A 22,861-nucleotide genomic window follows, 5' to 3' on the forward strand; every position below is an offset into this window, starting at 1 on the left:
GCATGACGCGGGCCGACGACGTGGTCTCTCGGCACCCGTTCGTGGTGGCCCATCGCGGCGCCTCGGCCACCCTGCCGGAACACACGTTGGCCGCATACGATCTCGCCCTCAAGGAGGGTGCCGATGGCGTGGAATGCGACGTCCGGCTGACCCGTGACGGCCACCTGGTCTGTGTGCATGATCGCCGCCTCGACCGGACGTCGACCGGCGCCGGTCTGGTCAGCGCGATGACGCTCGCCGAGCTGCGCAAGCTGGAATACGGTGCGTGGCACGGCAGTTGGCGCGCCGACGGCGCTCACGGCGATACCGGCCTGTTGACGTTGGACGCCCTCGTCACCCTGGTGCTGGACTGGAAGCGGCCGGTGAAGATCTTCATCGAGACCAAGCATCCCGTCCGGTACGGCGCACTGGTGGAAAGCAAGGTGTTGGCGCTGCTGCATCGCTTCGGCATCGCCGTGCCGGCGTCCGCGGATCGATCCCGCGCGGTGGTGATGTCGTTTTCCGCCGCCGCGCTGTGGCGGGTTCGGCGGGCAGCGCCGCTACTGCCCACGGTGCTGCTCGGCCGGAGTCATCGATACCTCACCAGCAGCGCGGCCAGCACTGTAGGGGCCACCGCGGTCGGGCCGTCGCTGGCCACCCTTCGGGAACACCCCGAGCTCGTCGACCGTGCTGCGGCCCAGGGCCGGGCGCTGTATTGCTGGACGTCCGATGAGTACGAAGATGTCCGATTTTGCCGGGACGTCGGAGTGGCATGGTTGGCCACCAACCACCCTGGCCGCGTCAAAGCGTGGCTGGAGGACGGCCTGCCCGGCGCCGACTCTCACTGATCAGAGCCGGCCCCCGGCCGCGGCCGGCGCGTCGGACGCAGCGTGCGGCGGGTCGATTTCGCGTGCGATGAAGTTCTCCAGGTCGAACAAGTTCGCTCCGGCGCGATCGGCGACCCGCACCAGCGAGGTCATCAGCGCCATCTCTTCGACCTGTTCCTTGAGGAACCACTGGATGAACTGTTCGCCGAGGTAGTCGCCTTCGTCGCGAGCCACCGCCGCCAGCCTGCCGACCTGTTCGGTGACCGTTCGCTCCTGATCCAGCGCCAACGCCAGCGCATCCCGCGGGGTGTCGAACTGATTGCGCACCCCGGCCACGCCGGGGATCTCGACGCGCACGTCGCGATCGAGTAGATACTGCACCAGCATCATCGCGTGATTGCGTTCCTCGACAGCCTGAGCGTAAAAGTGTTTCGCCAGCTGTCGCAGGTCGACGCCATCGAAATAAACGGCCATCGCGATATACTGCTGCGCATTGGTGAATTCGCTGTAGATCTGTTCCTGCAATAGTGCATGGAATTTGGTTTTGTGGGCATCCTGATAACTCATGACAAGTACGCTACCGCAGGTCAAAGGCCATTGTCATCCAAGGTAATACTTACTCAGGCCAGCTTTACCTAAGTAAAGAAAGGCTACGTTGAATTAATTCGTCGAGCGGTCGTGCGCATTTGTCAAATTCCGGTAGTCAGGCCGGCGTTATGGTCGGTCGCCGAGAACCGCCGGCGGTACCGTCTGGTCGGCCGCCAGTGCTTCGAACAGTTGGGCCGCCTTGTCGTGGTCCCACACCACGACCGAGCCGACGTCGGTGCCGGTGAACTCGCCGATCGGGACAGTCAACGCGACGGTGGATCCGTGCAACGCCCAGCCCAGCCGGGCCATGTCCCACACGTGATCGCCGTGGTCGACGGTCAGGGCGTCAGCCGCCGCGTGCGGCACCGAATACCACCGCCACGGGTTCAGCCACACCGCCGGGCTGGCGACACGATGCAGCAGCGCCGACATGAACCGCCGCTGGTTGATCATGCGGTCGAGGTCGGCGCGCGGGGTGTCGCGGGAGCGGACGTAGCCGAGCGCGTCGCGGCCGTCGAGTTTCTGGCATCCGGCCGGCAGGTCGATGCCGGCAAGGGGATCGTCCATCGGCGTGACCGGACAAACGGTGATCCCGCCGAGCGCGTCGACCAGGACGGCGAAGCCGCCGAATCCGACCTCGGCGTAATGGTCGAGCCGCAGGCCGGTGGCTTGTTCGACCGTCTGCGCCAGTAACGGCGCCCCGCCCATCGCGAATGCCGCGTTGATCTTGTCGCGGCCGTATCCGGGAATCGGCACGTAGGAGTCGCGCGGTATGGAGACCATCGTCGTTGGAGTGGGCGATCCCAACGCCGGCACATGGACCAGCAGAATGGTGTCGGTTCGGCCGTTGCCGGTGTCGCCGCCGGTCGCCAGTTCCTGCTGCTGTTCGACGGTGAGGCCCTGACGGCTGTCGGAGCCGACCAGCAGCCAGGTGGTGCCCCGCCCGGCCGCGGGCCGGCCGGGATAGTCCGTCAGCACCGGCTGGTGGTGCAGCGCGGTCTCCATCCACAACGTGCCGCCCAGGATGCCGGCACTGATCAGCAGAACGGCGATCACCAGGCTCAGTGAAATCAGTTGACCCCAGGCCCGTTTGCGCCGCGGCCGCCGCTTACGGGGGCGCGCGGGCGGCGGGCCGGCCGGACCTGGTCGCCGGCTCCGGGCCTCGGGTGTGGCCGGCGGCGGGGGTCGTCGGGTCGGGTTCCGCGGCGGGTAGCGCGGGATGACCGGCGACGGCTCGGGTGGATGGGGGTCGTTCATGTGATCGTCAGGACTCCATCAGTGCAGCCAGCGCAGATGACCGGCCAGCAGGGCATACCCGACGAACGCCACGGTGTCGATGATCCCGTGCGCGATCACCAGTGGCCACAGCCGGCCGGTGCGCCGCCAGGCATACCCGAACACCAGGCCCATCGCGACGTTGCCCAGTCCGGCGCCAAAGCCTTGGTAGAGGTGATAGGCGCCGCGCAGCACGCTCGACCAGACCAGCGCCGCACGCGCGCCCACACCCAGCTGCTCCAACCGGGTGAGCAGATAACCGACGACGATGATCTCTTCGGCCCAGCCGGCGGCGAAGGCGATCAGCATCAGCATCGGAACCCGCCACCAGGTATCGCTCAAGCCGGACGGGATGACCGGGGCATTGATCCGCAATGCCCGCGCCGCGAGGTAGAGAGCCAGACCGGGCAGGCCGATCAACGCGGCCAGGCCGACGCCGCCGGTCAGGTCGGTGCGCCACTGGAAGCGCGCTAAACCGATGCGAGCCGGGCTTAATCCACTGCGCCACAGCAGGTACAGGCCAAGCCCACCCCAGGCGGCCGATTGTACGACGACGGTCGCATTCAGGCCGAGGTCGATCAGGTCGAAGTAGGACCGCCGCGGGTTGAGCGGGATCCGCTGAGTGCTCAGGTTGCGCAGGACCGAGTCGGCGAGCTGCAGGATCGCGGTGACGGCGCTGAGACCGAACGTCACGCTCAGCACGATCGCGAGCTCGATACGCAACGCGCGGCGCTGCGTCGGCTGCCAGTCGGCGTCACCGCGGGACCAGGTCACCTCGACACGGTAACCGGGTGCGGGCGGCCGCCCGCCGGTCAGTCTCGGCGGGCCCGTAAGCCGTTTACGAACGGGCAGCCCATCAGCACCCGGATGGCCTGGCCCAGACCGGTGACGTCGTCAACCGGCTGGCGGAATGGCAGCCGGACGTCACGATCGCCTTCGGCGCTTTCGACACGTAACCGGACGCCGTAGCGATCCACGCCCAGCGGACGGACGTCTCCGCGCCGTAGCCGCGCGGGCAGCCGGGCGGCCAGCCGGGCGACCACGTCTCGATGAGCGGTGTCCAGGTGCCGAATCCAGCACGATTCAAACGCGCAGAACGGGTCCGGACGCGCGGCCAGCAGGCTGGCCACGTCGACGGCCTCAGCCCCGGTCGTGTCGGTCACCACCACCGACTCGATCTGCAGTCGCGCCAGCAGGTAGCGGGTGTCGTCAGCGCACTTATCAGTCACCGGGGGGGACCCGGATGTCTGCACTTGCAGCAGTGCCGGGTTGGCGTCCTCGGTGGCGATCCTGTCCAGCAACCCGTGCACGATCGGCAGCGGCACCTGGTGCAGCCGGCCACGGATCCAGACCAGCGAGCGGACCGGTTCACGCAGGGGCAGCGGCGCGTAATCGGCCAACTCCAGCACGGCCTGTGCGCCGTCGGCCTCACGGTCGCCTAAATGCGTGGCCAGCGCCCCGCCGACCGGCACGGTGACGGCGAACGACCCATCGCCGAGCAGATGGTGCAGGGGGGTGGTGAGCGGCTCGGCGCCTTCGACGGCCAGCAGCGCTCCGCTCGCCCGGACGCAGGTGCTGCGGATCCGCTCGGCCGTCGTGGGTGCCGGGCAGTCGGCAAGTGTCATCGTTGACCATCCTGGCTCGCGGGCAAAGTTAGTGAGGTAAGCCTAACTTAACTAGGGATGATGGGACGGCGCAAGACGTACGACCCGATAGGGTTTTGGTCGTGGGGAGCATCGCGTATCTCGGTCCCGGAGGGACCTTCACCGAGGCGGCGCTGCTGCAGATGATCGACACCGGCATGGTTCCGCAGCACAGCCCGGCCGCCGTGCGCCCGATGCCGGTCGACAGCACACCCGCTGCACTCGACGCGGTTCGCGACGGCACGGCCGCTTACGCCTGCGTACCGATCGAGAACTCGATCGACGGCTCGGTCATGCCCACCCTGGACAGCCTGGCGATCGGCACGCCGCTGCAGGTGTTCGCGGAGCTGACCTTGGACGTGGCGTTCAGCATTGTCGTCAAACCGGGTCGCACAGCCGTGGACGTCCACACGCTGGCCGCCTTCCCGGTCGCTGCGGCGCAGGTGCGGCGGTGGCTGGCCGCCCATCTGCCCACCGTGGAACTGCGCCCGGCCAACTCCAATGCCGACGCTGCGCAGCAAGTCGCCGATGGTCACGTCGACGCCGCGGTGAGTTCGCCGCTGGCCGGCGTCCAGCGCGGGTTGTCGACGCTCGCCGACGGCGTGGTCGACGAAGCCAATGCGCGCACACGCTTTCTACTGGTAGGCCGGCCGGGGCAACCGCCGGCACGGAGTGGTGCCGATCGGACGTCGGTGGTGTTGCGAATCGACAATGCGCCGAGCGCGCTGGTGTCGGCGCTCGCCGAATTCGGGATCCGCGGTATCGACCTGACCCGCATCGAATCCCGTCCCACCCGGACCGAATTGGGTACCTACATGTTTTTCCTGGACTGCGTCGGCCACATCGACGACGACGCGGTCGCCGAGGCACTCAAGGCGCTGCACCGGCGTTGTACCGATGTGCGCTACCTGGGTTCCTGGCCGACCGGACTACCTGCTGGAGCACCGCCACCACAGTTGGACGAGGCGTCGCGGTGGCTGGCGCGACTGCGTGACGGGTCGGCGGGCGAGGGGCAATCGCGATGAGCGGTCGCCTGGTATTAGTGCGGCACGGTCAGTCCTACGGCAACGTTGATCGCCGGTTGGACACCCGACCGCCAGGGAGCGAATTGACGCCGTTGGGCCGGGACCAGGCGCGGGCATTCGCGCGGGACGGGTTGAGCCGCCCCGGGCTGTTGCTGCATTCGGTGGCTACCCGTGCGGCGCAGACCGCGGCGGAGATCAGTGTCGAGGTCGACGTGCCGGCCAGCGAGGTGACCGGAATCCACGAGGTGCAGGTCGGCGAGCTGGAAAACCGCAGCGACGACGATGCGGTCGCGGAGTTCGACGCTATCTACAAGCGTTGGCATGAGGGAGAGCGGGATGTGCCGCTGCCCGGTGGGGAGACCGGCAACCAGGTGCTGGACCGCTATCTGCCCGTGGTCACCGATCTACGGATGCGGTATCTCGACGACGACGATTGGACCAGCGACATCATCGTCGTCAGCCATGGGGCGGCGATTCGGCTGACGGCCGCCGTGTTGGCCGGCGTCGAAAGCAGCTTCGTGCTCGATCATCACCTCAAAAACACCGAGGCGGTGGTGCTGACGCCGGTCACCGACGGCCGCTGGAGCTGCGTGCAATGGGGAACCCTGAAGCCGCCGTTCTACCCGGAGCCAGACGTCACTGCGGTGACTGACGCGGTGGAGTCGGGCAGCGACCCGATGGGCTGAGCGCCGTTGCGGTTCAGATCGCCAGGGTGGACGGCGCGCCCATCTCAGCGCAGTCGCAGCCGACCGCCTCGCAGTCGACGACGAAAGCGTGCGGCATCACCTCCGGGCTGGTGCACCCTTCCTCGGTGCACTCCGAGCGGCGCAACCAATGACGAATGATCGTGCCGTGGCAATGGTCCAAGCCTGCTCGGCAGTCGCGGCAGCCCCTGCTGATGCGCCGCTCCTCCTCATCGCTTCGTCCCCCTCGCCGCTGCGCGGCTGGGGGTGCCCCCACTGCATCGTCGCCGGCGGTGCTCATGCGCTGTTCTTAGCACCGATCGCCGACAGATCCGCGGCGCCGCGCCCGCCAGATCGCCGTGAAATTGGTCAGGCCCAACCCAGTTCATGCAACCGGTCGTCGTCGATGCCGAAGTGGTGGGCGATCTCGTGAACCACGGTGATCCTGACCTCGTCGACGACCTGGTCTTCGCGGTCGCAGATGTCCAACAGCGCCTCGCGGTAGATCGTGATGGTGTCGGGTAGCGAACCGGCGTAGTGGGAATCGCGGTCGGTCAACGCCACGCCCTCGTACAGGCCAAGCAAGTCGGCTTCGTCGGGGTGACGGTCGGCGACCAGCACCACCACGTTGTCCATCACGGCGGCCAGCCTTGGCGGGATCAGGTCGAGCGCGTCGGACACCACCTCGTCGAACCGTTGCGGATCCATCCGCACGGCCACCCGGCTATCCCCCCGGAGGGGGCGGTGGCGGCGGCGGTGGTGGCGGCGGCGGGGCTTCCGGCGCAGGCGGCGGGGGTGGCGCTTCGGGAGCCGGCGGTGGCGGCGCTTCAGGGGCAGGCGCCCCCGGGGCCGGCTGGGCCGGCGGTGGTGCGGCCGGTGCGGGCTGCTGCTGGGTTGCCGGCTGTTGCCCCGGAAGGTGGTTGTTGCCCTGCCTTGGTTGGCTGGCCGACGATCCGCTCGACGACGACGCGGATGATCCGCCGGTATCCGGGGTTGCCGGGATCGGCGGCAGGTTGAGCCGCTCCTGGGGGATGTCGGGCGGTGGAACGGGAGGCTGACCATTGATCCGCAGCGCCCCCTTGGCGCTGTTGAGCAACGTCGCCCAGCCGCCGTTACCCAGGGTCGCCCCGATGCTGCAGGCAACCTGTCGGCTACCGGCCGACCAGCTGGGCAGCGACAGCGTGCTGTAAATCAGCGTCAGGGTGGTGCTGCGCAACTGAACCGGGGCGAGGTAGGCGTCGGTCAGCCTGGTGCAGGAGTCCTTGATGAAGCCGTCCTGTTCGGGCTCCGGGGGCAGCGCGTCGGGAAACTTGGCCAGCAAGCTGACCGTGCCAGTGACCTCCATCGCGTGCGGCGCGGCGCAATCGATTGGAATGTCGGTGGGTTGATTGGTCGACGGGTCGATGCCCAGGCACGTACCGTCGGGCCAGACCTTGGACTGGTCGACGTCGGCGACCTTGCCCTTGAAAGCGATCTGCTCGTTACCCGCGCCCGGCAGCTGCAGGCCGCACAGCATCCGCCGCTCGCCGTTCTGCCGCCACGCTTTGTCGCCGGACCACAACATGCTGATGACGAACTTGCTGTTGGGGTCGAATTTCGCGCCCAGGTAGCGGCGCGCGGCCGACTCGCACTGCTCCTGGCTGATCTGCTCGATGCGGGTGGCCGACGGCGGCGGGGCGTCCGGGCCATACTCCGAACCCGGGAACGTGCGCATGTCGATCGATTCGGCGACCTCGAACCGGTGGTCGTCTTTGCAGTCGACGATGGTCGCAGCTTCGGGCATCCGATCCGGCCACATCAGGCAGTTACCGCTGGTGGCGTGGTTGAAGGCGTCGTTACCCTTCGATCCGGTGCTGGGCACGGGGTCGATGTAGCCGGCCAGCCGACCGGGACCACCCCCGATCGGAAGGGCGGTGACGAGCCCGGCAATCAGCAGACCGCCCAGCGCGGTCAGCAGCAGCGCGCGTCGGGTGGCCGAGGCCTGCAGAGCAGTCAGCCACTCGGCCCGCGGTAGCCGAAGTCCCAGCCGGCCGGCCGGCGACTTGTGCTGCTCGGTTGCGTTCGACATCGGTTCCATTCTGACAGGCCGACCGTGTCCCGTGACAGCTGTTGCAGAAGTAGCGTCATGTGGTTGTCGCCGTCGGGTGCCGCACGCGTAGGGTTCTAGGCCGTGATCGACCTGAAGTTGCTCCGCGAAAACCCGGACGCCGTGCGCCAATCGCAGACCAGCCGCGGCGAGGACCCGGCTTTGGTCGACACGCTGCTGGCAGCCGATACCGCACGGCGGACCGCGATCTCGAGAGCCGATTCGCTGCGCGCCGAACAAAAAGCCGCCAGCAAGAAGGTGGGAGCCGCCGCCGCCGACGAGCGTCCGGCGCTGCTGCAGCGGGCCAAAGAACTGGCCGAGCAGGTCAAAGTGGCCGAGGCCGAGCAGGCTGAAGCCGGGGCGCGGTTCACCGCGGCGCACATGGCGATCTCGAACGTGATCATCGACGGCGTCCCCGCCGGTGGCGAGGACGACTACCGCGTCCTCGACGTCGTCGGTGAGCCGTCCGCCATCGACAATCCGAAAGACCACTTGGAACTCGGCGAGGCACTGGGCCTGATCGACATGGAGCGCGGCGCCAAGGTGTCCGGTTCGCGGTTCTACTTCCTGACCGGTCGGGGCGCGTTACTGCAGCTGGGGCTGCTGCAGCTGGCGATCCGCCTGGCGGCGGACAATGGTTTCATCCCGATCATTCCGCCGGTGCTGGTGCGTCCGGAGGTGATGTCGGGCACCGGCTTCCTCGGCGCACACGCCGAGGAGGTGTACCGGGTCGAGGCCGACAACCTCTATCTCGTCGGGACGTCGGAGGTACCGCTGGCCGGCTATCACGCCGACGAGATCCTCGACCTGTCCGGCGGCCCGCGGCGCTACGCCGGCTGGTCGACGTGCTTCCGCCGCGAAGCAGGCAGTTACGGCAAGGACACCCGCGGCATCATCCGGGTGCACCAGTTCGACAAGGTCGAAGGATTCGTCTACTGCATGCCGGCCGACGCCGAGGCCGAGCATCAGCGCCTGCTGGGTTGGCAGCGAGAGATGCTGGCCCGTATCGAGGTGCCCTACCGGGTAATCGACGTGGCCGCAGGCGATCTCGGCTCGTCGGCGGCCCGCAAGTTCGATTGCGAGGCCTGGGTGCCGACGCAAGGGACCTACCGCGAGCTGACCTCAACGTCCAACTGCACCACCTTCCAGGCCCGCCGATTGGCGACGCGCTACCGGGATGCCGCCGGCAAGCCGCAGATCGCTGCGACGCTCAACGGCACGTTGGCCACCACCCGCTGGCTGGTCGCCATCCTGGAAAACCACCAACGGCCCGATGGCAGTGTGCGGGTTCCCGACGCGCTGGTGCCGTTCGTCGGTGCCGAGTTGGTGGAGCCGGTTTAGGTCCGGCCTTTGCTGCCGTCGTCGAGAGCAAAGACCGGATAGCGCTCTCCCTGCCTTATCATCTTGTGACCAACGTCCTGCATGCGTGGATGGGGCAACCGCGTCGGAGGGTGTAATGCGATGGGCCGGCTCACTCGGTGGTGGCGACAGTCCGACCACTACGACCGGCTGAGTTCGCACCTGCAGGCCCGCGGGATGGCCATCCTCACCCGCGCCACCATCGCGATGATCGCGGCCGGTTTGTCGGTCGACGCGCTGGGGACGATCTGGACCCCTACCGGTCCACGCGGCGTTATTCCGGTTGCCTGCACGTTGACCGCGTCCGTGGGCGCCGCGGCTGGCGCGTTGTTATGGGCCTTGCGCTGGCCGAGCCGCGCGATGGCGATTCGGTTCGCCGTGGCGGCCACCGCCTGCATCGCACTGATCGCACTGGCCCAACACCACACCGTTATCGGCATGCTGACCTGTACCACCTTCGCGGCCACGGCCACCTACATTGCGCTGTTTCACACCGCACCCTTGATGGCCTACAACTTTGCCATCGCCGGCTCGGTCGGCGCTGTCGAAGCCATCCGTATGGGGGCCAGGTACAACATCGTCACGGGCGCGTGTGCTTATTTGTTGCTGGTGATCCTCAATCTGGTGGTGCCCTTGGGTATCCAGGTGGTTGTGCACGTTCTCGGTTCCGACGCCGTGCGGGCCGAACGCGACGAGCTCACCGGCCTGCTGACCCGGCGCGCCTTTCGTCGGCGCGCGAAAGACCGCCTAGAGCAGGGTCGCGCCGAGCTGGCCTATTTCGTCATCGCCGTGATCGACTTGGACCGCTTCAAGGAACTCAACGACAACTACGGGCACGGCACCGGCGACGATGCGCTGGCCTCGGTGGCACGCGCGCTGCGTGACGCCACCGCCGACACCACGGTCATCTGCCGTTCGGGCGGTGAGGAATTCGTCATCGCCGACATCTGGCACCCAGACGAGGTGGAGCCGCGGTCACAGCAACTCTGCGAGGTGATCGCCGCACTCCCGTTCGGCATCACCGCCAGCATTGGCACCGCCGGCATTCACCCTGCTCGTCTTGCCGGTGACAGCGTCGAGTTACTTGCGGAGTTGATCGCGGCCGCCGACGGCGCCATGTATAGGGCCAAACGACGCGGTGGAAACCAGACCGGCCACCACCACTGGCCGCTTGCGCCGCGGCTGGACAGCTTCGATGCTGACGAAAGTGATTACCGCAGTGACGGACTCACCGCTTAGGCGGGCACCTTCTCGAGGGTGTGTTGGTGACGGCGCTGCCGTTCGATGGTGGCGAAGTACCAGGCGAGCGGGAAAGAAAAGCTGGTGAAAAAGCTGGCGAGGAAGAACAGCCAGGGACGTCGGATGCCGCGCCGATAGCCGTCGACGATGGTGAACACCGGTAGCAGAATGACGTTGGCGATGATGTAGTCCTGGTCGCCCGACCCTGCGGCCGGGTTTGCGAACTGTTCGCGTAGGAAGTGCGGGTAGCTGGCCGGGCCCTGGACGATGGTGCCCTGGCCGCCGGCGTCGAGCACGAAGTGGATGTTGAAGTACCAGCCCAGCGCGATCGAGGCGATGCCGGCTGCGTAATAAACGCATTCCAGCGGCGACAGCCACGGTCCGTCGGCCGGTCTGGCGTAGATCTTCGGGTTCGAGGCGATGATCCAGCCGATGACGGCGAGCCCGAGTATTGCGTGAACGTAGAGCCAGATCATGGGCGAAGTCTCACCGGGCCCCCAAGTTTTGTCAAGATTGACACAACAAAATCTGAGGTACCTTACTGCCATGGTCCGTCCGGCGCAGACAGCGCGCAGCGAGCGCACTCGCGAGGCCCTGCGTCAGGCTGCGCTGGTCCGATTTCTGGCCCAGGGCGTCGAAGACACCTCGGCCGAACAGATCGCCGCCGACGCCGGAGTATCGCTGCGGACGTTCTATCGCCACTTCCGGTCCAAACACGATCTGTTGTTTGCCGACTACACCGGGCTGCACTGGTTTCGCGCGGCGCTGGACGATAGACCGGCCGATGAACCGATCATCGACTCGGTGCAGTCGGCAATCTTCTTGTTTCCGTACGACGTTGAGGCAGTGACGAAAATCGCCGCGTTACGGGGCGGCGAGCTTGACCCGGGCCGCATCGTCCGGCACATCCAAGATGTGCAAGCCGACTTCGCGGAGGCCATCGAGGCACAGCTGCAAGGTCGTAGCTGTGCAGCGGACGTGACGCCGGATGAGCGGCTGCGCACGGCGGTGACCGCGCGCTGCATCGCCGCGGCGGTTTTCGGGGCGATGGAAGTGTGGATGCTGGGTGACAACCGGTCATTAGGCGAACTGGCGCGGGTCTGCCATGTGGCGCTGGAATCGTTGCGCGCCGGCATCACCGACGCCTGGACAGCCGACGCAGTTTCGTCATAATTGACAAAACTTTGGGTGCATGTCAGCCTGCATTCCTGGAGGGCGAAGCATGAGCGGACGTGAAACAAGATACGACGCGATAGTTATCGGCGCCGGACACAACGGGCTGGCCGCGGCGGTGCTGCTACAGAAGGCCGGACTGCGGACCCTGTGCCTGGAATCCAAGCTCTACGCCGGCGGGATGGCGTCCACCGTGGAGCTTTTCGACGGGTACCAGTTCGAGATCGCGGGCTCGGTGCAGTTCCCGACCGCACCGGTGGTCAGGCAGGAACTGGGCCTGGACACCCTGCCGACGATCGACCTGGACGTGATGTCGGTGGCGCTGCGCGGTATCGGTGACGATCCGATGGTCCAGTACAGCGACCCGATCAAACTGTTCACCCACCTCAACGAGGTGCACGGGGCCGACGCCGTCAACGGCATGGTGGGGCTGATGGCCTGGGCGCAGGCGCCGACGCGGGCGTTGGGCCGGTTCGAGGCCGGCGCGCCGCCCAAGACGTTCGATGAGATGTATGCCTGCGCGACAAATGAATTCGAGCGCTCGGCGATCGATGACATGCTGTTCGGATCGGTCACCGACGTGCTCGACCGCTACCTTCCCGACCGGGAGAAACACGGCGCCCTGCGCGGCTCGATGACCGTGCTGGCCGTCAACACCCTCTACCGCGGGCCGGCCACCCCGGGCAGCGCCGCCGCACTTGCCTTCGGGCTCGGCGTTCCCGACGGCGACACCATGCAGATGAAGAAGTTACGCGGCGGCATCGGCGCGCTCACGGCGCATCTGGCAGATTCACTGGTGAGCGGTGGCGGCGAAATTCGGCTGCGCACCAAGGTGACCGAAGTGCTCGTCTCCGACTCCCATGTGACCGGGGTTCGCACCGAGGCCGGTGAGAGCCTGATCGCCCCGATCGTCGTGTCCGCGATCGCACCGGACCTGACGCTCAACGACCTGATCGACCCGGCCGCCCTGCCTGGCGACATCCGCGAACGATATGCGCGGATCGACCACCGCGGCAGCTACATCCAGATGCACTTCGCGCTGGACGAGGCCCCCGTGTTCGCGGCACCGTATGAGGCGCTCAACAACCCGAGCATGCAGGCTTCCATCGGCATCTTCAACACGCCGGAGGAGGTCCAACAGCAGTGGGAGGACTGCCGGCGCGGGATCGTGCCCGCCGACCCGACGGTGGTCTTCCAAATCCCCTCGCAGAACGATCCTGACCTAGCGCCGCAGGGCAAGCACGCCGCGTCGGCGTTCGCATTGTGGTTCCCCATCGAAGGCGGCGCGGATTACGGTCAGGCGAAGGTCGAAATGGGTCAGCGGGTGATCGACAAGATCACCCGATTGGCACCCAATTTCGAGCGCAGCATCAGCCGGCACACCACCTTCACGCCCAAACACATGGGCGTGATGTTCGGCGCCCCGGGCGGCGACTACTGCCACGGCTTGTTCCACGCGCAACAGATCGGCCCCAACCGGCCCGGCCCGAAGGGCTTTATCGGGCAGCCGATTCCGATCGACGGGCTGTACCTGGCCAGCACCGGCTGTCACGGCGGGCCGGGGATCACCTTCATCCCGGGATACAACGCGGCGCGTCAAGCGCTCGCCGACGCCGGCCGCTGATCGGCCCGCTAGTCCCGCTGATCCAGCAGCCGGTCCAGCAGCGCGGTGAACTCTTCCGGATCCGCCGGTGTGAACGCCGGTCGCGGCCTGGTTCCCGGAACATCCAGGGTGATCAGCGTTGACCGTAGCGGCCGCCGCATGTCCAGCGGCAGCCAGCGGCGCAGGTCCGAGCTGCCCCAGATGCGGAACCGGTGCATGAACAGCCCCAGCGGTTCGGCCCGGTACCCACGGATCTTGTTCAGCGCGATGATCTTCGATGTGCCGGACGGAAAGTGATAGCGGCGCAATGTGATCGCCTCCCGGTCCAGCTGGACCAGGCCGTCATCGTATGAGCCGTAGCTAGATACGTTCATAGCCGGGAGCACCGAAGCTCGTGGCCGCGCGTGGTGAGGCAGCGGCCGTTCTCCAGGTTCCACTGCCACCCGTGCAGATTGCAGGTCAGCGTGGTGTCCTCGACGACGCCGAACCTGGACAGGTCGGCTTTCAGATGCGGGCACCGACGCTGAATCTCCCAGCCGTCCAAAGTGATCGACGCGGTATCGTCGTGCGCCTCGCCGAACCAGCCGTCGGCGTAGGCGATCCGCTCATCGGTCAGGCATTTGAAGAACGTATACAAGTATTCGTTGTAGCCGCCGACCCGCCACGCCTTGAACCGGGTGGACAGGAAGATGGTGTTGACCCAGTCGGGCTCGTTGTCGCGCAGCACCGTGCGGACCAGTTCCGGCGGGATGGCAAAGCCGTAGCGGAATTTCTCATCGGGGATCGCTTCCCGCACGGTGCGTTTGGGAAAGTCGAGCACAATTTTTTCTTGATGCGCTGCGGACCGTAGCACGAGTTCGACGGGGTAGCCGATACCATCACAGATCTCGTCACCGGCCAACATGATCGGCTCGAACACCGCTCGCAGCGGCTCGAGCAGCGACTCGCCGGCGGCGGGCGCCCAGCTGGCTTTCTCCGCCTCCAGCACGGGTTGCATGCGGGCGGCGTAGTCGGCGATATAGGCCGCCTTGCCGGTGGTGAAGATGGCCTCGACTTGGTCGCTGGGCAGCGGATGGTGCAGCGAGTTCAGTTGTGCACCAGAAAAATCAGCTGTCGACCCGGGCATCATCAGCAGTCCCCGGTCGTGTCCGTGCGTGCGCATCTGGTCGAGGAACACCATCTGGTCGGGGAAGATGTTGGCCGGGTCGTCGTGGTCGTCGTTGAGGTCACGCAGCTCGGGGTCCAGAAAGCACGGCGGGCCGGCCGATGGGATCACCCACGTCGCTGCGACCTGCGCGACGTACTGACGGGCCCGGTCCATCTGGCGTTGCCGCTTCTGACTGCCGAACGACTCCTTGGCGCGTGACGGCATGTCGTAGACCATCGGGTACCAGATCGCGCCGGAGTACTGCAGCATGTGCACGTCGATGGGACCGAACTCGGACGCCAACACCTCTAAGTCGACCGGGCGGGCGTCGTTCATATTGAACGCCGTCGTCACGCCGTCGGACACCACCAGCGCGGAATCGCCGATCGGCCCGTCGGCAGGTGCCCGCAGTGCGATGACCATGACGTCGAGGTCGCCTTTCGGCCCGCTGATCCGGTGTTTGACGGCGTCGGTGGTTTCGAAGAACCGGTGAAACCCCAGCATCTGCAGCGCATTTTTCAAGTCGGGCACCGGATAGTCCGGTAGCAGCACGACGGCGTCTTTGTTGACGTGCGCAGCCAGCAGCCCGGCGTCGAAGTGGTCCTTGTGCAGGTGCGAGACGTAGAGATAGTCGCAGTTCCCCAGGCTGTCCCAGTCCAGCCCGCTGTTGTCCGGGAAGGGGAACCAGGACGCGAAGTAGGCCGGATTGACCCAGGGGTCGCACAGAATGCTGCCCGCCTCGGTCTCGATCCGAAAGCCCGCATGGCCGATGCTCGTGACCTGCACTAATGCCCTTCAGTGACTGTTTCCGCGACGCTTTGTGCCGCAACGAGCTTAGCGGGCGGATGTCTGGTGTGCGGCCCGCCACCGCCGGTAGTCGCAATCGGCGCGTTGCGGCCTCGGCATGACGCCGTGGCGGCGAAGAACTCCGCATCCTACGGCCCGCGGGGATAATTCCAGCCCAACGACAGCATCGCTACCGCGGACCAGTCCCAGCATCAACGCACCGGCGTTTCGTAATATCTCGCAACAGAAAAACATGTCGCGCAACGGAAAACCGCGACGCGCCCGGGTCCACAATCTCGTCAAACCCAGCACGCCGGCGATCAAGATCGACGTTAAAAGGCCGGTAGCTTCTGATGTCTTCACAAACTCCGCACAATTGCCGTGTCACCGCTGCAACCAGCCAGACACACCGCACGATCTACAAATGCAGTACTACCTGATCAATAACTTGGTAACTGAACCTGGGTGACCGACTTTTAGTTAACTAAAGCTCCCTAAACTGGCCGTCTAGCAAGGTCACAATAATGTCTCGATCGCGTCACGTTTTGGCCATAATGCCGCATATTTACCCTCTGTTTAATATCGTTGGCCCCGCCCACATAGGGGCCTGACCTGCACGTAAGCCCCTGATGCGGACGCGATATTGAATAGCACAGACGTAGCTTCCTTGGCCTAGCCGGCAAGGTGCCACGCCTCGATAAGGCAGCGAGCACCGCTACTCCGCCGTTGCTGTGAGGGGGCGAATTGGTTCCGTTGAGGACGATTCATGATCGGGTGCCGGGCTCAAGGCCAGGCGTCTCTTGGGAGCCCTCACGGGCGCAGCCTGCGAAATCCAGGAATGCGCCGGTAAGTGGGGTGCCGGCGGGGTATACGGACACCCAACATCTTCGTGGTTTCTGCGGACACGCAGCGCTGGGGCTCGATTATTCACCGCTGCTCGTCGTCACCTGCGACGTACCTGACCCGTGCGATATTCGTGCCACGAGCCTTCGTCGGCGCGATATGTACCGAAGTTGGTTCGAGTATATGGATGCAAGGCGCATCGTTCGGCGAACCAGTCGCGACCCCCCGGATATTTGAGTTTACCCCGACTGAACATCGCGAGATGATATCGCGTTAATTGCGATATCTTATTTAGCGGCGCCAAATCCGCTGCATCGGGATTGCTTCAGCTTCGGGATTATTCAGGCGCGGACCACTTCACATTATACGTGAGTATTGATCATCTCCGCGCGGGGCCTGGATTGACGAGTTGGAGTTTTATATGATGTACGTCGCCCTGATGGGAAATAGTGCGCCTATTAGGTTGCCACAACGCAGCTATAACGATTTCCGCATCCGAAAGCATGGGTGCACATCCCTACTGACATCGGAGTCGCCGCGGGTTCGCGCAAGGACTGCGTTCGCCGCAAACAATAATGGAGGCTTTCCGGACTTCCCGTTGCCACTCGGTAAGCCGTATCTAGCCGCAATTAAATCCGTGTACGTCCGCGTCGCCGACGGCTGCGGCGCGGCGCGCCTGCGTAACGTCGATCATGGTTGACTTACGGCCTGAAATTAAAAATGGGGCGACCGGACCCCACGATATGTCGTTGCCTAATTTGAAGATGCAACGCCTGGATGATCGATGGATTTCAGCATTTCTTAGACGCGAATACAACTCGGTCAGGTGGCATTCCAACAACGGCATGCTGCCGTCGGTTCTGCTACGAACACGAAAACAACGTGGCCGGGGCGGCTGCGAATCGCAGGGGGGCGACAACCCGAGCGGAGCCGGTTGCACCGCCATTGTTCCCTCAGACCTCGCCGCGCCAAGCGACGGGGCCGGGCCTCCGGCCCCGAGGCGATCGCTGGGCGGCGGCCCTACCGGGCCCGCCCTTGACCGCGGAGCCTCTGCGGCTCTCCAGGCACAGCGGAAGGGCCGGCACCGGCGGCCGCGTCTGCCCGAACGCGCCCCGCTCGACCAAACATCCCATCAAGTCAAGTCTCTACGGTTCTTCAAGCGGATTGTCACAACCGGAGCCGGCGGTGTTTTCCAACGGCTAGGCGATTTAGTCGTGCGGTGGCCGCTGGTTGTCATCGGGGCATGGGTGGCGCTCGCGGTGGTCCTGACGCTGACGTTCCCGTCCCTGGACGACATGGTCGATGAACATCCAGTCGCTTTTCTGCCGGCCAACGCTCCAGTGGAGGTCGCGACGAAGCAGATGACTGAGGCGTTTAAGGATAAAGGGACCGACAACATCCTGTTGGTGCTGCTGACCGACGAAAAAGGGTTGGGACCCGCCGACGAAGGCGTCTACCGCACCCTGGTCGACAAGCTGCGCCAGGACACTCGACACGTCGTGATGCTGCAGGATTTCCTCAGCACACCGCCCTTGCGCGAGGTCATGACCAGTAAGGATGGCAAGGCCTGGATGCTGCCGGTGGGCCTCGCCGGCGATTTGCGCTCGGCGCAGGCCTACGTTGCCTACAAGCGGGTCGCGCGCATCGTCAAACAGACCCTCAAGCAGAGCCCAGCGAGATCCACGCTGACCGCAAACCTGACCGGACCCGCGGCCACCATCGCTGACCTCACCGACGTCGGTTGGCTAGACCGGGAGCACATCGAACTCGCGCTGACAATCATGTTGGCCGCCATCCTGCTGATGATCTACCGGAACCCGGTCACGATGCTGCTGCCATTAATAACAATCGGTGCGTCCCTGGTGACTGCACAGGCCGTTGTGGCTGGACTCGCCGAATTGGGCCTCGGCATGTCAAACCAGACCATTGTATTTCTCAGTGGGATGATGTCCGGAGCGGGCACAGATTATGCCGTCTTTCTTATCAGCCGTTACCACGACTACTTGCGGCTCGGCGCGGATTCGGATCAGGCGGTAAAGAGCGCGTTGGCGTCGATCGGCAAAGTGATCGCGGCGTCGGCGGCCACCGTGGCGGTCACCTTTCTCGGGATGGTTTTCGCCTCGTTGGGCGTGTTTTCATCGGTCGGTGTGGCATTGGCGGTTGCGATCGGTGTGGCGTTTTTGGCTGCGGTGACTCTGCTTCCAGCCATCCTCGTGCTCGCCGGTCGACGTGGTTGGATAAAGCCGAGGAAGGATCTCACCACTGGTTTCTGGCGGCGCTCGGGAATACGCATTGTGCGCCGACCCAAGCTTCATCTATTCAGCAGTCTGATGGTGCTGATCATTTTGGCCAGCTGCGCGAGCCTGGCCCGCTACAACTACGACGATCGCAAGACGCTACTGGGTACGGTCGAGAGCGGTGTCGGATATATGGCGCTGGACCGTCATTTCCCGATCAACACAACCATTCCGCAGTATCTCCTGATCCAATCCCCGCACGACTTGCGTACGCCGAAGGCCCTTGCCGACCTCGAGCAGATGGCGCAGCGGATCAGTCAGCTGCCCGGCGTCGCGATGGTGCGGGGAATTACCCGCCCTACCGGCCAATCACCAGAAGAGGCCAGAGCGACGTTCCAGGCGGGCATGGTCGGCGACAAGCTCCACGAGGCCTCCGGCGTGATCAGCGACCACGCTGGTGACCTAAACACGCTGACCAAGGGCGCCAACCAGCTGGCCGACAGCCTTGGCGACGTCCGCGCCGAGATGATGCAGGCAATGACCAATGTTCGCGGTCTAGTCGACCTCCTCTCCTACCTGCAGAGCCAGTTCGGCGGAGAAAAAACGCTCAAGGACATCGACACCGCGGCCAAACTCGTCACCAGCATGCGCGCACTGGGCGAAGCGATCGGCGTGAACCTTTCAGACGTCGCGGGCTCCTCCGACTGGGCCGGCCCGGTGCTGACCGCCCTTGATGCCAGCCCGATCTGCGCCGCCGACCCCTCTTGCCTGAACTCTCGCAGCCAGTTGCAGCGCCTTGTCACCGCGCAACAGGACGGGACTTTCGACAAGGTCGTCGGTCTGGCTCGACAGCTGCAATCGACACAGGACACGCAATCCCTCGCGTCGGCGGCAAACGGCTTGCGGCAAGCACTTAACACCGCCACCAACGCCATGCGTTCGTTGGGCGGCGGCGATCCCGGTGGCATCCAAGGCCGCCTGGCCCAACTGCAACAGGGCGCCGGTCAACTCGCCGACGGCAGCCGGCAATTGGCCGACGGTGTGAAAGAACTGGTCGAGCAGACCAAAAAAATGGGCGTCGGACTCAACGAGGCGTCGGGATTTCTGCTCGCCATGAAGTATGGCGCGTCGGAGCCTTCGATGGCGGGGTTCTACATTCCGCCGCAGATACTGACACGGGACGACTTCAAGGAAGTCGCGTCGGCTTTCGTCTCACCCGATGGACACGCCGTGCGGTACTTGATCCAAACCGATCTCAACCCGTTCAGCACCCAGGCTATGGATCAAGTCGATTCGATCACCCGGACCGCGCGAGGCGCTGAACCGAATACCGCGCTGGACGGCGCCTCGATGTCGGTGGCGGGATACACCGCAACGCTTCGAGACATGCGGGACTTCTACAACCACGACATCCGATTGATCATCGCCATGACCATTATGGTGGTGCTGCTGATTTTGATCGCCCTGCTGCGCGCGCTTGTCGCGCCGCTTTATCTGATCGGGTCCGTGCTGGTTTCCTACCTGTCGGCACTCGGTATCGGCGTCGTCGTGTTTCAAGGCATCCTCGGCCAAGAATTGCATTGGAGCGTTCCCGGCTTGACCTTCATCATTTTGGTCGCGGTGGGCGCGGACTACAACATGCTTCTTATCTCCCGGATCCGTGACGAATCTCCGCATGGCATACATTACGGCGTGATACACACCGTGGGCTCGACCGGCGGTGTGATCACTGCGGCGGGTCTCATCTTCGCGGCATCGATGTTCGGTCTGCTCTTCGCCAGCATCAGCACCGTCATCCAGGCCGGCTTCGTAGTCGGGATCGGGATTCTGATGGACACCTTCGTGGTGCGCACCATTACGGTGCCAGCCATTGCCGTACTGGTCGGACGCGGAAACTGGTGGCCGTCACGATTGAGGCTGCGTGCACCGGTGAGGCCGGTAGAACCTTCAACAACGCCCACCTGTGTGAATTCACGGACGCCGGTACCCGACGGTACCGATTTTGCCATAGCTGAGAGCTCTTCGGAAGGACAGCCACCGACCCAGTAGAACCGAATAGGTAGGCCCATCACGGCATTTCGAGCGGCCACGCTGCATATGCAAGCGGGGAGTTGGGCGATGCGCTAATAGCGATATTGCGAAAAATAATGTCAATAAAAAAACCGGAAAATTCGACGGATTCGGCCTTCGCCCGGCGTCAACGCGATAAAGTCTTCCATACGGTCCAATACACCGGAAAGGAAGAAAAAAGATGCACATCACCTCCAAGTCCCTCAAAGTGACAGCCGGGGCGCTCGCGATCGCGTTGGCGATTCTCGGATTGACCGCCTGCGGCGGCGGCGCTGCCAAAAAGGACGCGCTGAGCCCGATGCCCGGAACCTCGATCTCACATTTCGAGGTTGGCAACACGGTCAAATAGGATCGTTCGGGATTATCGCCGACCTTGCCGTGGGGTCAGATCGCTGACCGTTAAGGAGGCCTGCACCGGTGAACATCCGCGACGCGGACAAGATCACAATCGACACGCACACTGAGCGTTCTCGGGCTCAATTCCGTCACCTCACAACCACCCAAGTAACAGCGCTGCGAAACACAGCAATGTGTTCGAGACCAACCCAATAACTACTGGAAAGGAAGAAAAATGCACACCACCTCCAAGTCCCTCAAAGTGACAGCCGGGGCGCTCGCGATCGCGTTGGCGATTCTCGGATTGACCGCCTGCGGTTCGAGGGGCGGTTCGGGGGGCACTACCCCCCAGATGATGGCACCGGGCGCGCCCTCCGGAAGCTCGAGCGCACAGTTCGAGGCCGGCAATACGGTCAACTAGGGTCCTTCGGCTCTTTTGGCATTAACCCAAGAACCTATGGAAAGGAAGAAAAAATGCGCACGCACAACAGCTCCAAGTCCCTCAAACTGGCAGCCGGAGCCCTCGTGGTCGCGTTGGCGGTTTTCGGACTGACCGGCTGCGGCGGTGGCGGCCGCGGCGGCGGCGGCCACGGCGGCGGCGGCATGAGGTTGGCACCGAGCGTGATCTCCGGAAGCTAGAGCGCACAGTTCGACGGTGGCAACACGCTCAAATAGGATTCTCCGGAATTACGAACGGCCCGCGCCGATAGGAAATCGCTGAATGCAGGCGGTTTCGACAACGCGCTGACGATCAAACGCATCCGCTCGTCGGTGAAAGTCGGCGGCGCGGACAACAAGATCACGTTCGACACGATCTGCACGCAACTTGGCGTTGTCGGGCTCAACTGCGTCACCGATATAGGACCATGAGCCGAAAGTCGACAACACTGGTTCGGTATTAAACCACCGTAAGTAATCGCGCCGAGAAAAAAACCGAGTAATTCGAAGAATTCGGCCATGGCCCGAGGCCAACGCGGTAAAGTCTTCACACCTGTTCAATACACCGGAAAGGAAGAAAAAAATGCACACCACCTCCAAGTCCCTCAAAGTGACGGCCGGGGCGCTCGCGATCGCGTTGGCGATTGTCGGATTGACCGCCTGCGGCGGCGGCGGCAAGCTTCGCCGGGAGCTGAGCCCGATGCCCGGAACCTCGATCTCACATTCCGAGGTTGGCAACACGGTCCAATAGGATCGTTCGGGATTATCGCCGACCCTTGCCTCGGGGCAAATTGCTGAACGTCGGTGGCTCGCACAGCGCGTTGACCGTTAAGGGCGTCTGCCCGTCGGGCGGCAGTGGGTGACGCGCGAGGACAAGATCACGTTGTCGGCCTTAATTCCGTCACCTTCAAGGAGGCTGACGCCGAAACCAAGACAAACAACCTTGATTCGGTATCAACTAGCCCAATTAATCACACCGCGAAAAAACTAACAATCAAGCGGAAAGGAAGAGAAGAATGCGTATGCACATCACATACAAGTCACTCAAACTGACAGCCGGAGCGCTCATGCTCGCGTTGGCGGTTTTCGGACTGACCGGCTGCGGTGGCGGCGGCCACGACGGCGGCGGCGGCAACGACGGCGGCGGAGTCGCCAAATTGGCACCGAGCGTGATCTTCGGAAGCTAGAGCCCACAGTTCGACGGTGGCAACACGCTCAAATAGGATTCTCCGGAATTACGAACGGCCTGCGCCGATGGCAAATCGCTGAATGCAGGCGGTTTCGACAACGCGCTGACGATCAAGCGCATCTGCTCGTCGGTGAATGTCGGCGGGGCGGACCACAAGATCGCTTTCGACACGATCTCGTTCGACACGATCTGCACGCACGGGCATCATCAGCAGTCCCCGGTCGTGTCCGTGCGTGCGCATCTGGTCGAGGAACACCATCTGGTCGGGGAAGATGTTGGCCGGGTCGTCGTGGTCGTCGTTGAGGTCACGCAGCTCGGGGTCCAGAAAGCACGGC

At 64.5% G+C, this 22,861-nt stretch carries 24 protein-coding genes and 1 pseudogene; 13 read left to right on the forward strand and 12 right to left on the reverse strand.

Annotated features, from left to right (window positions below; genetic code table 11):
• Window positions 1-2: 2 nt before the first annotated feature.
• The gene (locus VNW74_RS22670) at window positions 3-827 is read left to right on the forward strand and encodes a glycerophosphodiester phosphodiesterase (protein WP_325680963.1); all 825 of its coding nucleotides are present in this window, start codon (window positions 3-5) and stop codon (window positions 825-827) included.
• Here the strand turns inward: VNW74_RS22670 and VNW74_RS22675 are convergent, their stop codons facing one another.
• The 4 genes from VNW74_RS22675 to VNW74_RS22690 all read right to left on the reverse strand — a co-directional run bounded on the left by VNW74_RS22675 (window position 828) and on the right by VNW74_RS22690 (window position 4,294).
• Window positions 828-1,373: a ferritin gene (locus VNW74_RS22675; RefSeq protein ID WP_325680964.1), complete on the reverse strand. Its 546-nt coding sequence runs from the start codon at window positions 1,371-1,373 to the stop codon at window positions 828-830.
• 147 nt (window positions 1,374-1,520) lie between these two features.
• Complete coding sequence (locus VNW74_RS22680) at window positions 1,521-2,651, reverse strand: LCP family protein (RefSeq protein ID WP_325680966.1); 1,131 nt, start codon at window positions 2,649-2,651, stop codon at window positions 1,521-1,523.
• A gap of 18 nt (window positions 2,652-2,669) precedes the next feature.
• Entirely contained in the window at window positions 2,670-3,443 is a 774-nt protein-coding gene (locus tag VNW74_RS22685; protein WP_325680968.1) for a type II CAAX endopeptidase family protein, read from the reverse strand.
• A gap of 38 nt (window positions 3,444-3,481) precedes the next feature.
• On the reverse strand, window positions 3,482-4,294 hold the full coding sequence (locus tag VNW74_RS22690; protein ID WP_325680970.1) for a DUF2470 domain-containing protein: 813 nt from the start codon (window positions 4,292-4,294) through the stop codon (window positions 3,482-3,484).
• A gap of 101 nt (window positions 4,295-4,395) precedes the next feature.
• Between VNW74_RS22690 and pheA the strand changes: the two genes are divergently transcribed.
• Both pheA and VNW74_RS22700 read left to right on the forward strand, forming a co-directional pair.
• A complete protein-coding gene (gene pheA, locus VNW74_RS22695) occupies window positions 4,396-5,337 on the forward strand; it encodes a prephenate dehydratase (protein WP_325680972.1) in 942 nt (313 codons plus the stop codon).
• Entirely contained in the window at window positions 5,334-6,023 is a 690-nt protein-coding gene (locus tag VNW74_RS22700) for a histidine phosphatase family protein (protein ID WP_325680974.1), read from the forward strand. Before pheA ends, VNW74_RS22700 begins: the two co-directional genes overlap by 4 nt.
• Before the next feature lie 13 nt (window positions 6,024-6,036).
• Here the strand turns inward: VNW74_RS22700 and VNW74_RS22705 are convergent, their stop codons facing one another.
• From VNW74_RS22705 to VNW74_RS22715, 3 genes are all read right to left on the reverse strand, one after another.
• Window positions 6,037-6,321, reverse strand: a complete 285-nt coding sequence (locus VNW74_RS22705) for a hypothetical protein (RefSeq protein ID WP_414686751.1) — start codon at window positions 6,319-6,321, stop codon at window positions 6,037-6,039.
• Between the two features lie 68 nt (window positions 6,322-6,389).
• A complete protein-coding gene (locus tag VNW74_RS22710; RefSeq protein WP_325680976.1) occupies window positions 6,390-6,740 on the reverse strand; it encodes a metallopeptidase family protein in 351 nt (116 codons plus the stop codon).
• Between the two features lie 4 nt (window positions 6,741-6,744).
• Complete coding sequence (locus VNW74_RS22715) at window positions 6,745-8,097, reverse strand: septum formation family protein (RefSeq protein WP_325680978.1); 1,353 nt, start codon at window positions 8,095-8,097, stop codon at window positions 6,745-6,747.
• 93 nt (window positions 8,098-8,190) lie between these two features.
• Between VNW74_RS22715 and serS the strand changes: the two genes are divergently transcribed.
• Window positions 8,191-9,447, forward strand: coding sequence for a serine--tRNA ligase (serS, locus tag VNW74_RS22720; protein ID WP_325680980.1), 1,257 nt, complete (start codon window positions 8,191-8,193; stop codon window positions 9,445-9,447).
• 120 nt (window positions 9,448-9,567) lie between these two features.
• The gene (locus VNW74_RS22725) at window positions 9,568-10,704 is read left to right on the forward strand and encodes a GGDEF domain-containing protein (RefSeq protein ID WP_325680982.1); all 1,137 of its coding nucleotides are present in this window, start codon (window positions 9,568-9,570) and stop codon (window positions 10,702-10,704) included.
• On the opposite strand, the gene VNW74_RS22730 is transcribed toward VNW74_RS22725, so the two are convergent.
• Window positions 10,701-11,180 (reverse strand): DUF2834 domain-containing protein, encoded by a 480-nt coding sequence (locus tag VNW74_RS22730; protein ID WP_325680984.1) that lies wholly within the window; start codon window positions 11,178-11,180, stop codon window positions 10,701-10,703. The two genes, VNW74_RS22725 and VNW74_RS22730, sit on opposite strands and share 4 nt — an antisense overlap.
• Before the next feature lie 70 nt (window positions 11,181-11,250).
• Between VNW74_RS22730 and VNW74_RS22735 the strand changes: the two genes are divergently transcribed.
• Together VNW74_RS22735 and VNW74_RS22740 are read left to right on the forward strand one after the other, a co-directional pair.
• The gene (locus tag VNW74_RS22735; RefSeq protein ID WP_325680986.1) at window positions 11,251-11,877 is read left to right on the forward strand and encodes a TetR/AcrR family transcriptional regulator; all 627 of its coding nucleotides are present in this window, start codon (window positions 11,251-11,253) and stop codon (window positions 11,875-11,877) included.
• Window positions 11,878-11,926: 49 nt separating this feature from the next.
• On the forward strand, window positions 11,927-13,501 hold the full coding sequence (locus tag VNW74_RS22740; protein ID WP_325680988.1) for an NAD(P)/FAD-dependent oxidoreductase: 1,575 nt from the start codon (window positions 11,927-11,929) through the stop codon (window positions 13,499-13,501).
• Between the two features lie 8 nt (window positions 13,502-13,509).
• Here the strand turns inward: VNW74_RS22740 and VNW74_RS22745 are convergent, their stop codons facing one another.
• The gene (locus tag VNW74_RS22745) at window positions 13,510-13,854 is read right to left on the reverse strand and encodes a hypothetical protein (RefSeq protein WP_325680990.1); all 345 of its coding nucleotides are present in this window, start codon (window positions 13,852-13,854) and stop codon (window positions 13,510-13,512) included.
• Window positions 13,851-15,413: an MBL fold metallo-hydrolase gene (locus tag VNW74_RS22750; RefSeq protein ID WP_325680992.1), complete on the reverse strand. Its 1,563-nt coding sequence runs from the start codon at window positions 15,411-15,413 to the stop codon at window positions 13,851-13,853. The genes VNW74_RS22745 and VNW74_RS22750 overlap by 4 nt, the downstream gene beginning before the upstream one ends.
• A gap of 2,057 nt (window positions 15,414-17,470) precedes the next feature.
• Between VNW74_RS22750 and VNW74_RS22755 the strand changes: the two genes are divergently transcribed.
• From VNW74_RS22755 to VNW74_RS22770, 4 genes are all read left to right on the forward strand, one after another.
• A complete protein-coding gene (locus VNW74_RS22755) occupies window positions 17,471-20,542 on the forward strand; it encodes an RND family transporter (RefSeq protein WP_325680994.1) in 3,072 nt (1,023 codons plus the stop codon).
• Between the two features lie 202 nt (window positions 20,543-20,744).
• Window positions 20,745-20,912: a hypothetical protein gene (locus VNW74_RS22760; protein ID WP_325680995.1), complete on the forward strand. Its 168-nt coding sequence runs from the start codon at window positions 20,745-20,747 to the stop codon at window positions 20,910-20,912.
• Window positions 20,913-21,134: 222 nt separating this feature from the next.
• Complete coding sequence (locus VNW74_RS22765; RefSeq protein ID WP_325680996.1) at window positions 21,135-21,320, forward strand: hypothetical protein; 186 nt, start codon at window positions 21,135-21,137, stop codon at window positions 21,318-21,320.
• A gap of 53 nt (window positions 21,321-21,373) precedes the next feature.
• Window positions 21,374-21,538: a hypothetical protein gene (locus VNW74_RS22770; RefSeq protein ID WP_325680998.1), complete on the forward strand. Its 165-nt coding sequence runs from the start codon at window positions 21,374-21,376 to the stop codon at window positions 21,536-21,538.
• Here the strand turns inward: VNW74_RS22770 and VNW74_RS32040 are convergent.
• Window positions 21,535-21,858 carry a hypothetical protein gene (locus VNW74_RS32040; protein WP_325681000.1) on the reverse strand — a complete coding sequence of 108 codons (324 nt, stop codon included), beginning with the start codon at window positions 21,856-21,858 and terminating at the stop codon, window positions 21,535-21,537. The genes VNW74_RS22770 and VNW74_RS32040 overlap by 4 nt on opposite strands.
• A 62-nt stretch (window positions 21,859-21,920) precedes the next feature.
• On the opposite strand from VNW74_RS32040, the gene VNW74_RS22780 reads away from it, so the two are divergent.
• Both VNW74_RS22780 and VNW74_RS22785 read left to right on the forward strand, forming a co-directional pair.
• On the forward strand, window positions 21,921-22,088 hold the full coding sequence (locus tag VNW74_RS22780) for a hypothetical protein (protein WP_325681002.1): 168 nt from the start codon (window positions 21,921-21,923) through the stop codon (window positions 22,086-22,088).
• Window positions 22,089-22,353: 265 nt separating this feature from the next.
• A complete protein-coding gene (locus VNW74_RS22785) occupies window positions 22,354-22,524 on the forward strand; it encodes a hypothetical protein (RefSeq protein WP_325681004.1) in 171 nt (56 codons plus the stop codon).
• Window positions 22,525-22,725: 201 nt separating this feature from the next.
• Here the strand turns inward: VNW74_RS22785 and VNW74_RS31960 are convergent.
• Window positions 22,726-22,861: pseudogene (locus tag VNW74_RS31960) on the reverse strand (hypothetical protein); the annotation flags it as partial.

The organism is Mycobacterium sp. (assembly GCF_035570115.1).
Classification (GTDB): Bacteria; Actinomycetota; Actinomycetes; order Mycobacteriales; family Mycobacteriaceae; genus Mycobacterium.

What these genes read in the sequence shown, in the direction of transcription:
- VNW74_RS22670 (WP_325680963.1), top strand. Translation starts at nt 3, where the DNA reads ATGACGCGGGCCGACGACGTGGTCTCTCGGCACCCGTTCGTGGTGGCC.
- VNW74_RS22675 (WP_325680964.1), bottom strand. Translation starts at nt 1,373, where the DNA reads ATGAGTTATCAGGATGCCCACAAAACCAAATTCCATGCACTATTGCAG.
- VNW74_RS22680 (WP_325680966.1), bottom strand. Translation starts at nt 2,651, where the DNA reads ATGAACGACCCCCATCCACCCGAGCCGTCGCCGGTCATCCCGCGCTAC.
- VNW74_RS22690 (WP_325680970.1), bottom strand. Translation starts at nt 4,294, where the DNA reads ATGACACTTGCCGACTGCCCGGCACCCACGACGGCCGAGCGGATCCGC.
- VNW74_RS22700 (WP_325680974.1), top strand. Translation starts at nt 5,334, where the DNA reads ATGAGCGGTCGCCTGGTATTAGTGCGGCACGGTCAGTCCTACGGCAAC.
- VNW74_RS22705 (WP_414686751.1), bottom strand. Translation starts at nt 6,321, where the DNA reads ATGAGCACCGCCGGCGACGATGCAGTGGGGGCACCCCCAGCCGCGCAG.
- VNW74_RS22715 (WP_325680978.1), bottom strand. Translation starts at nt 8,097, where the DNA reads ATGGAACCGATGTCGAACGCAACCGAGCAGCACAAGTCGCCGGCCGGC.
- VNW74_RS22725 (WP_325680982.1), top strand. Translation starts at nt 9,568, where the DNA reads ATGGGCCGGCTCACTCGGTGGTGGCGACAGTCCGACCACTACGACCGG.
- VNW74_RS22730 (WP_325680984.1), bottom strand. Translation starts at nt 11,180, where the DNA reads ATGATCTGGCTCTACGTTCACGCAATACTCGGGCTCGCCGTCATCGGC.
- VNW74_RS22735 (WP_325680986.1), top strand. Translation starts at nt 11,251, where the DNA reads ATGGTCCGTCCGGCGCAGACAGCGCGCAGCGAGCGCACTCGCGAGGCC.
- VNW74_RS22740 (WP_325680988.1), top strand. Translation starts at nt 11,927, where the DNA reads ATGAGCGGACGTGAAACAAGATACGACGCGATAGTTATCGGCGCCGGA.
- VNW74_RS22745 (WP_325680990.1), bottom strand. Translation starts at nt 13,854, where the DNA reads ATGAACGTATCTAGCTACGGCTCATACGATGACGGCCTGGTCCAGCTG.
- VNW74_RS22760 (WP_325680995.1), top strand. Translation starts at nt 20,745, where the DNA reads ATGCACATCACCTCCAAGTCCCTCAAAGTGACAGCCGGGGCGCTCGCG.
- VNW74_RS22765 (WP_325680996.1), top strand. Translation starts at nt 21,135, where the DNA reads ATGCACACCACCTCCAAGTCCCTCAAAGTGACAGCCGGGGCGCTCGCG.
- VNW74_RS22770 (WP_325680998.1), top strand. Translation starts at nt 21,374, where the DNA reads ATGCGCACGCACAACAGCTCCAAGTCCCTCAAACTGGCAGCCGGAGCC.
- VNW74_RS32040 (WP_325681000.1), bottom strand. Translation starts at nt 21,858, where the DNA reads ATGGCCGAATTCTTCGAATTACTCGGTTTTTTTCTCGGCGCGATTACT.
- VNW74_RS22780 (WP_325681002.1), top strand. Translation starts at nt 21,921, where the DNA reads ATGCACACCACCTCCAAGTCCCTCAAAGTGACGGCCGGGGCGCTCGCG.
- VNW74_RS22785 (WP_325681004.1), top strand. Translation starts at nt 22,354, where the DNA reads ATGCGTATGCACATCACATACAAGTCACTCAAACTGACAGCCGGAGCG.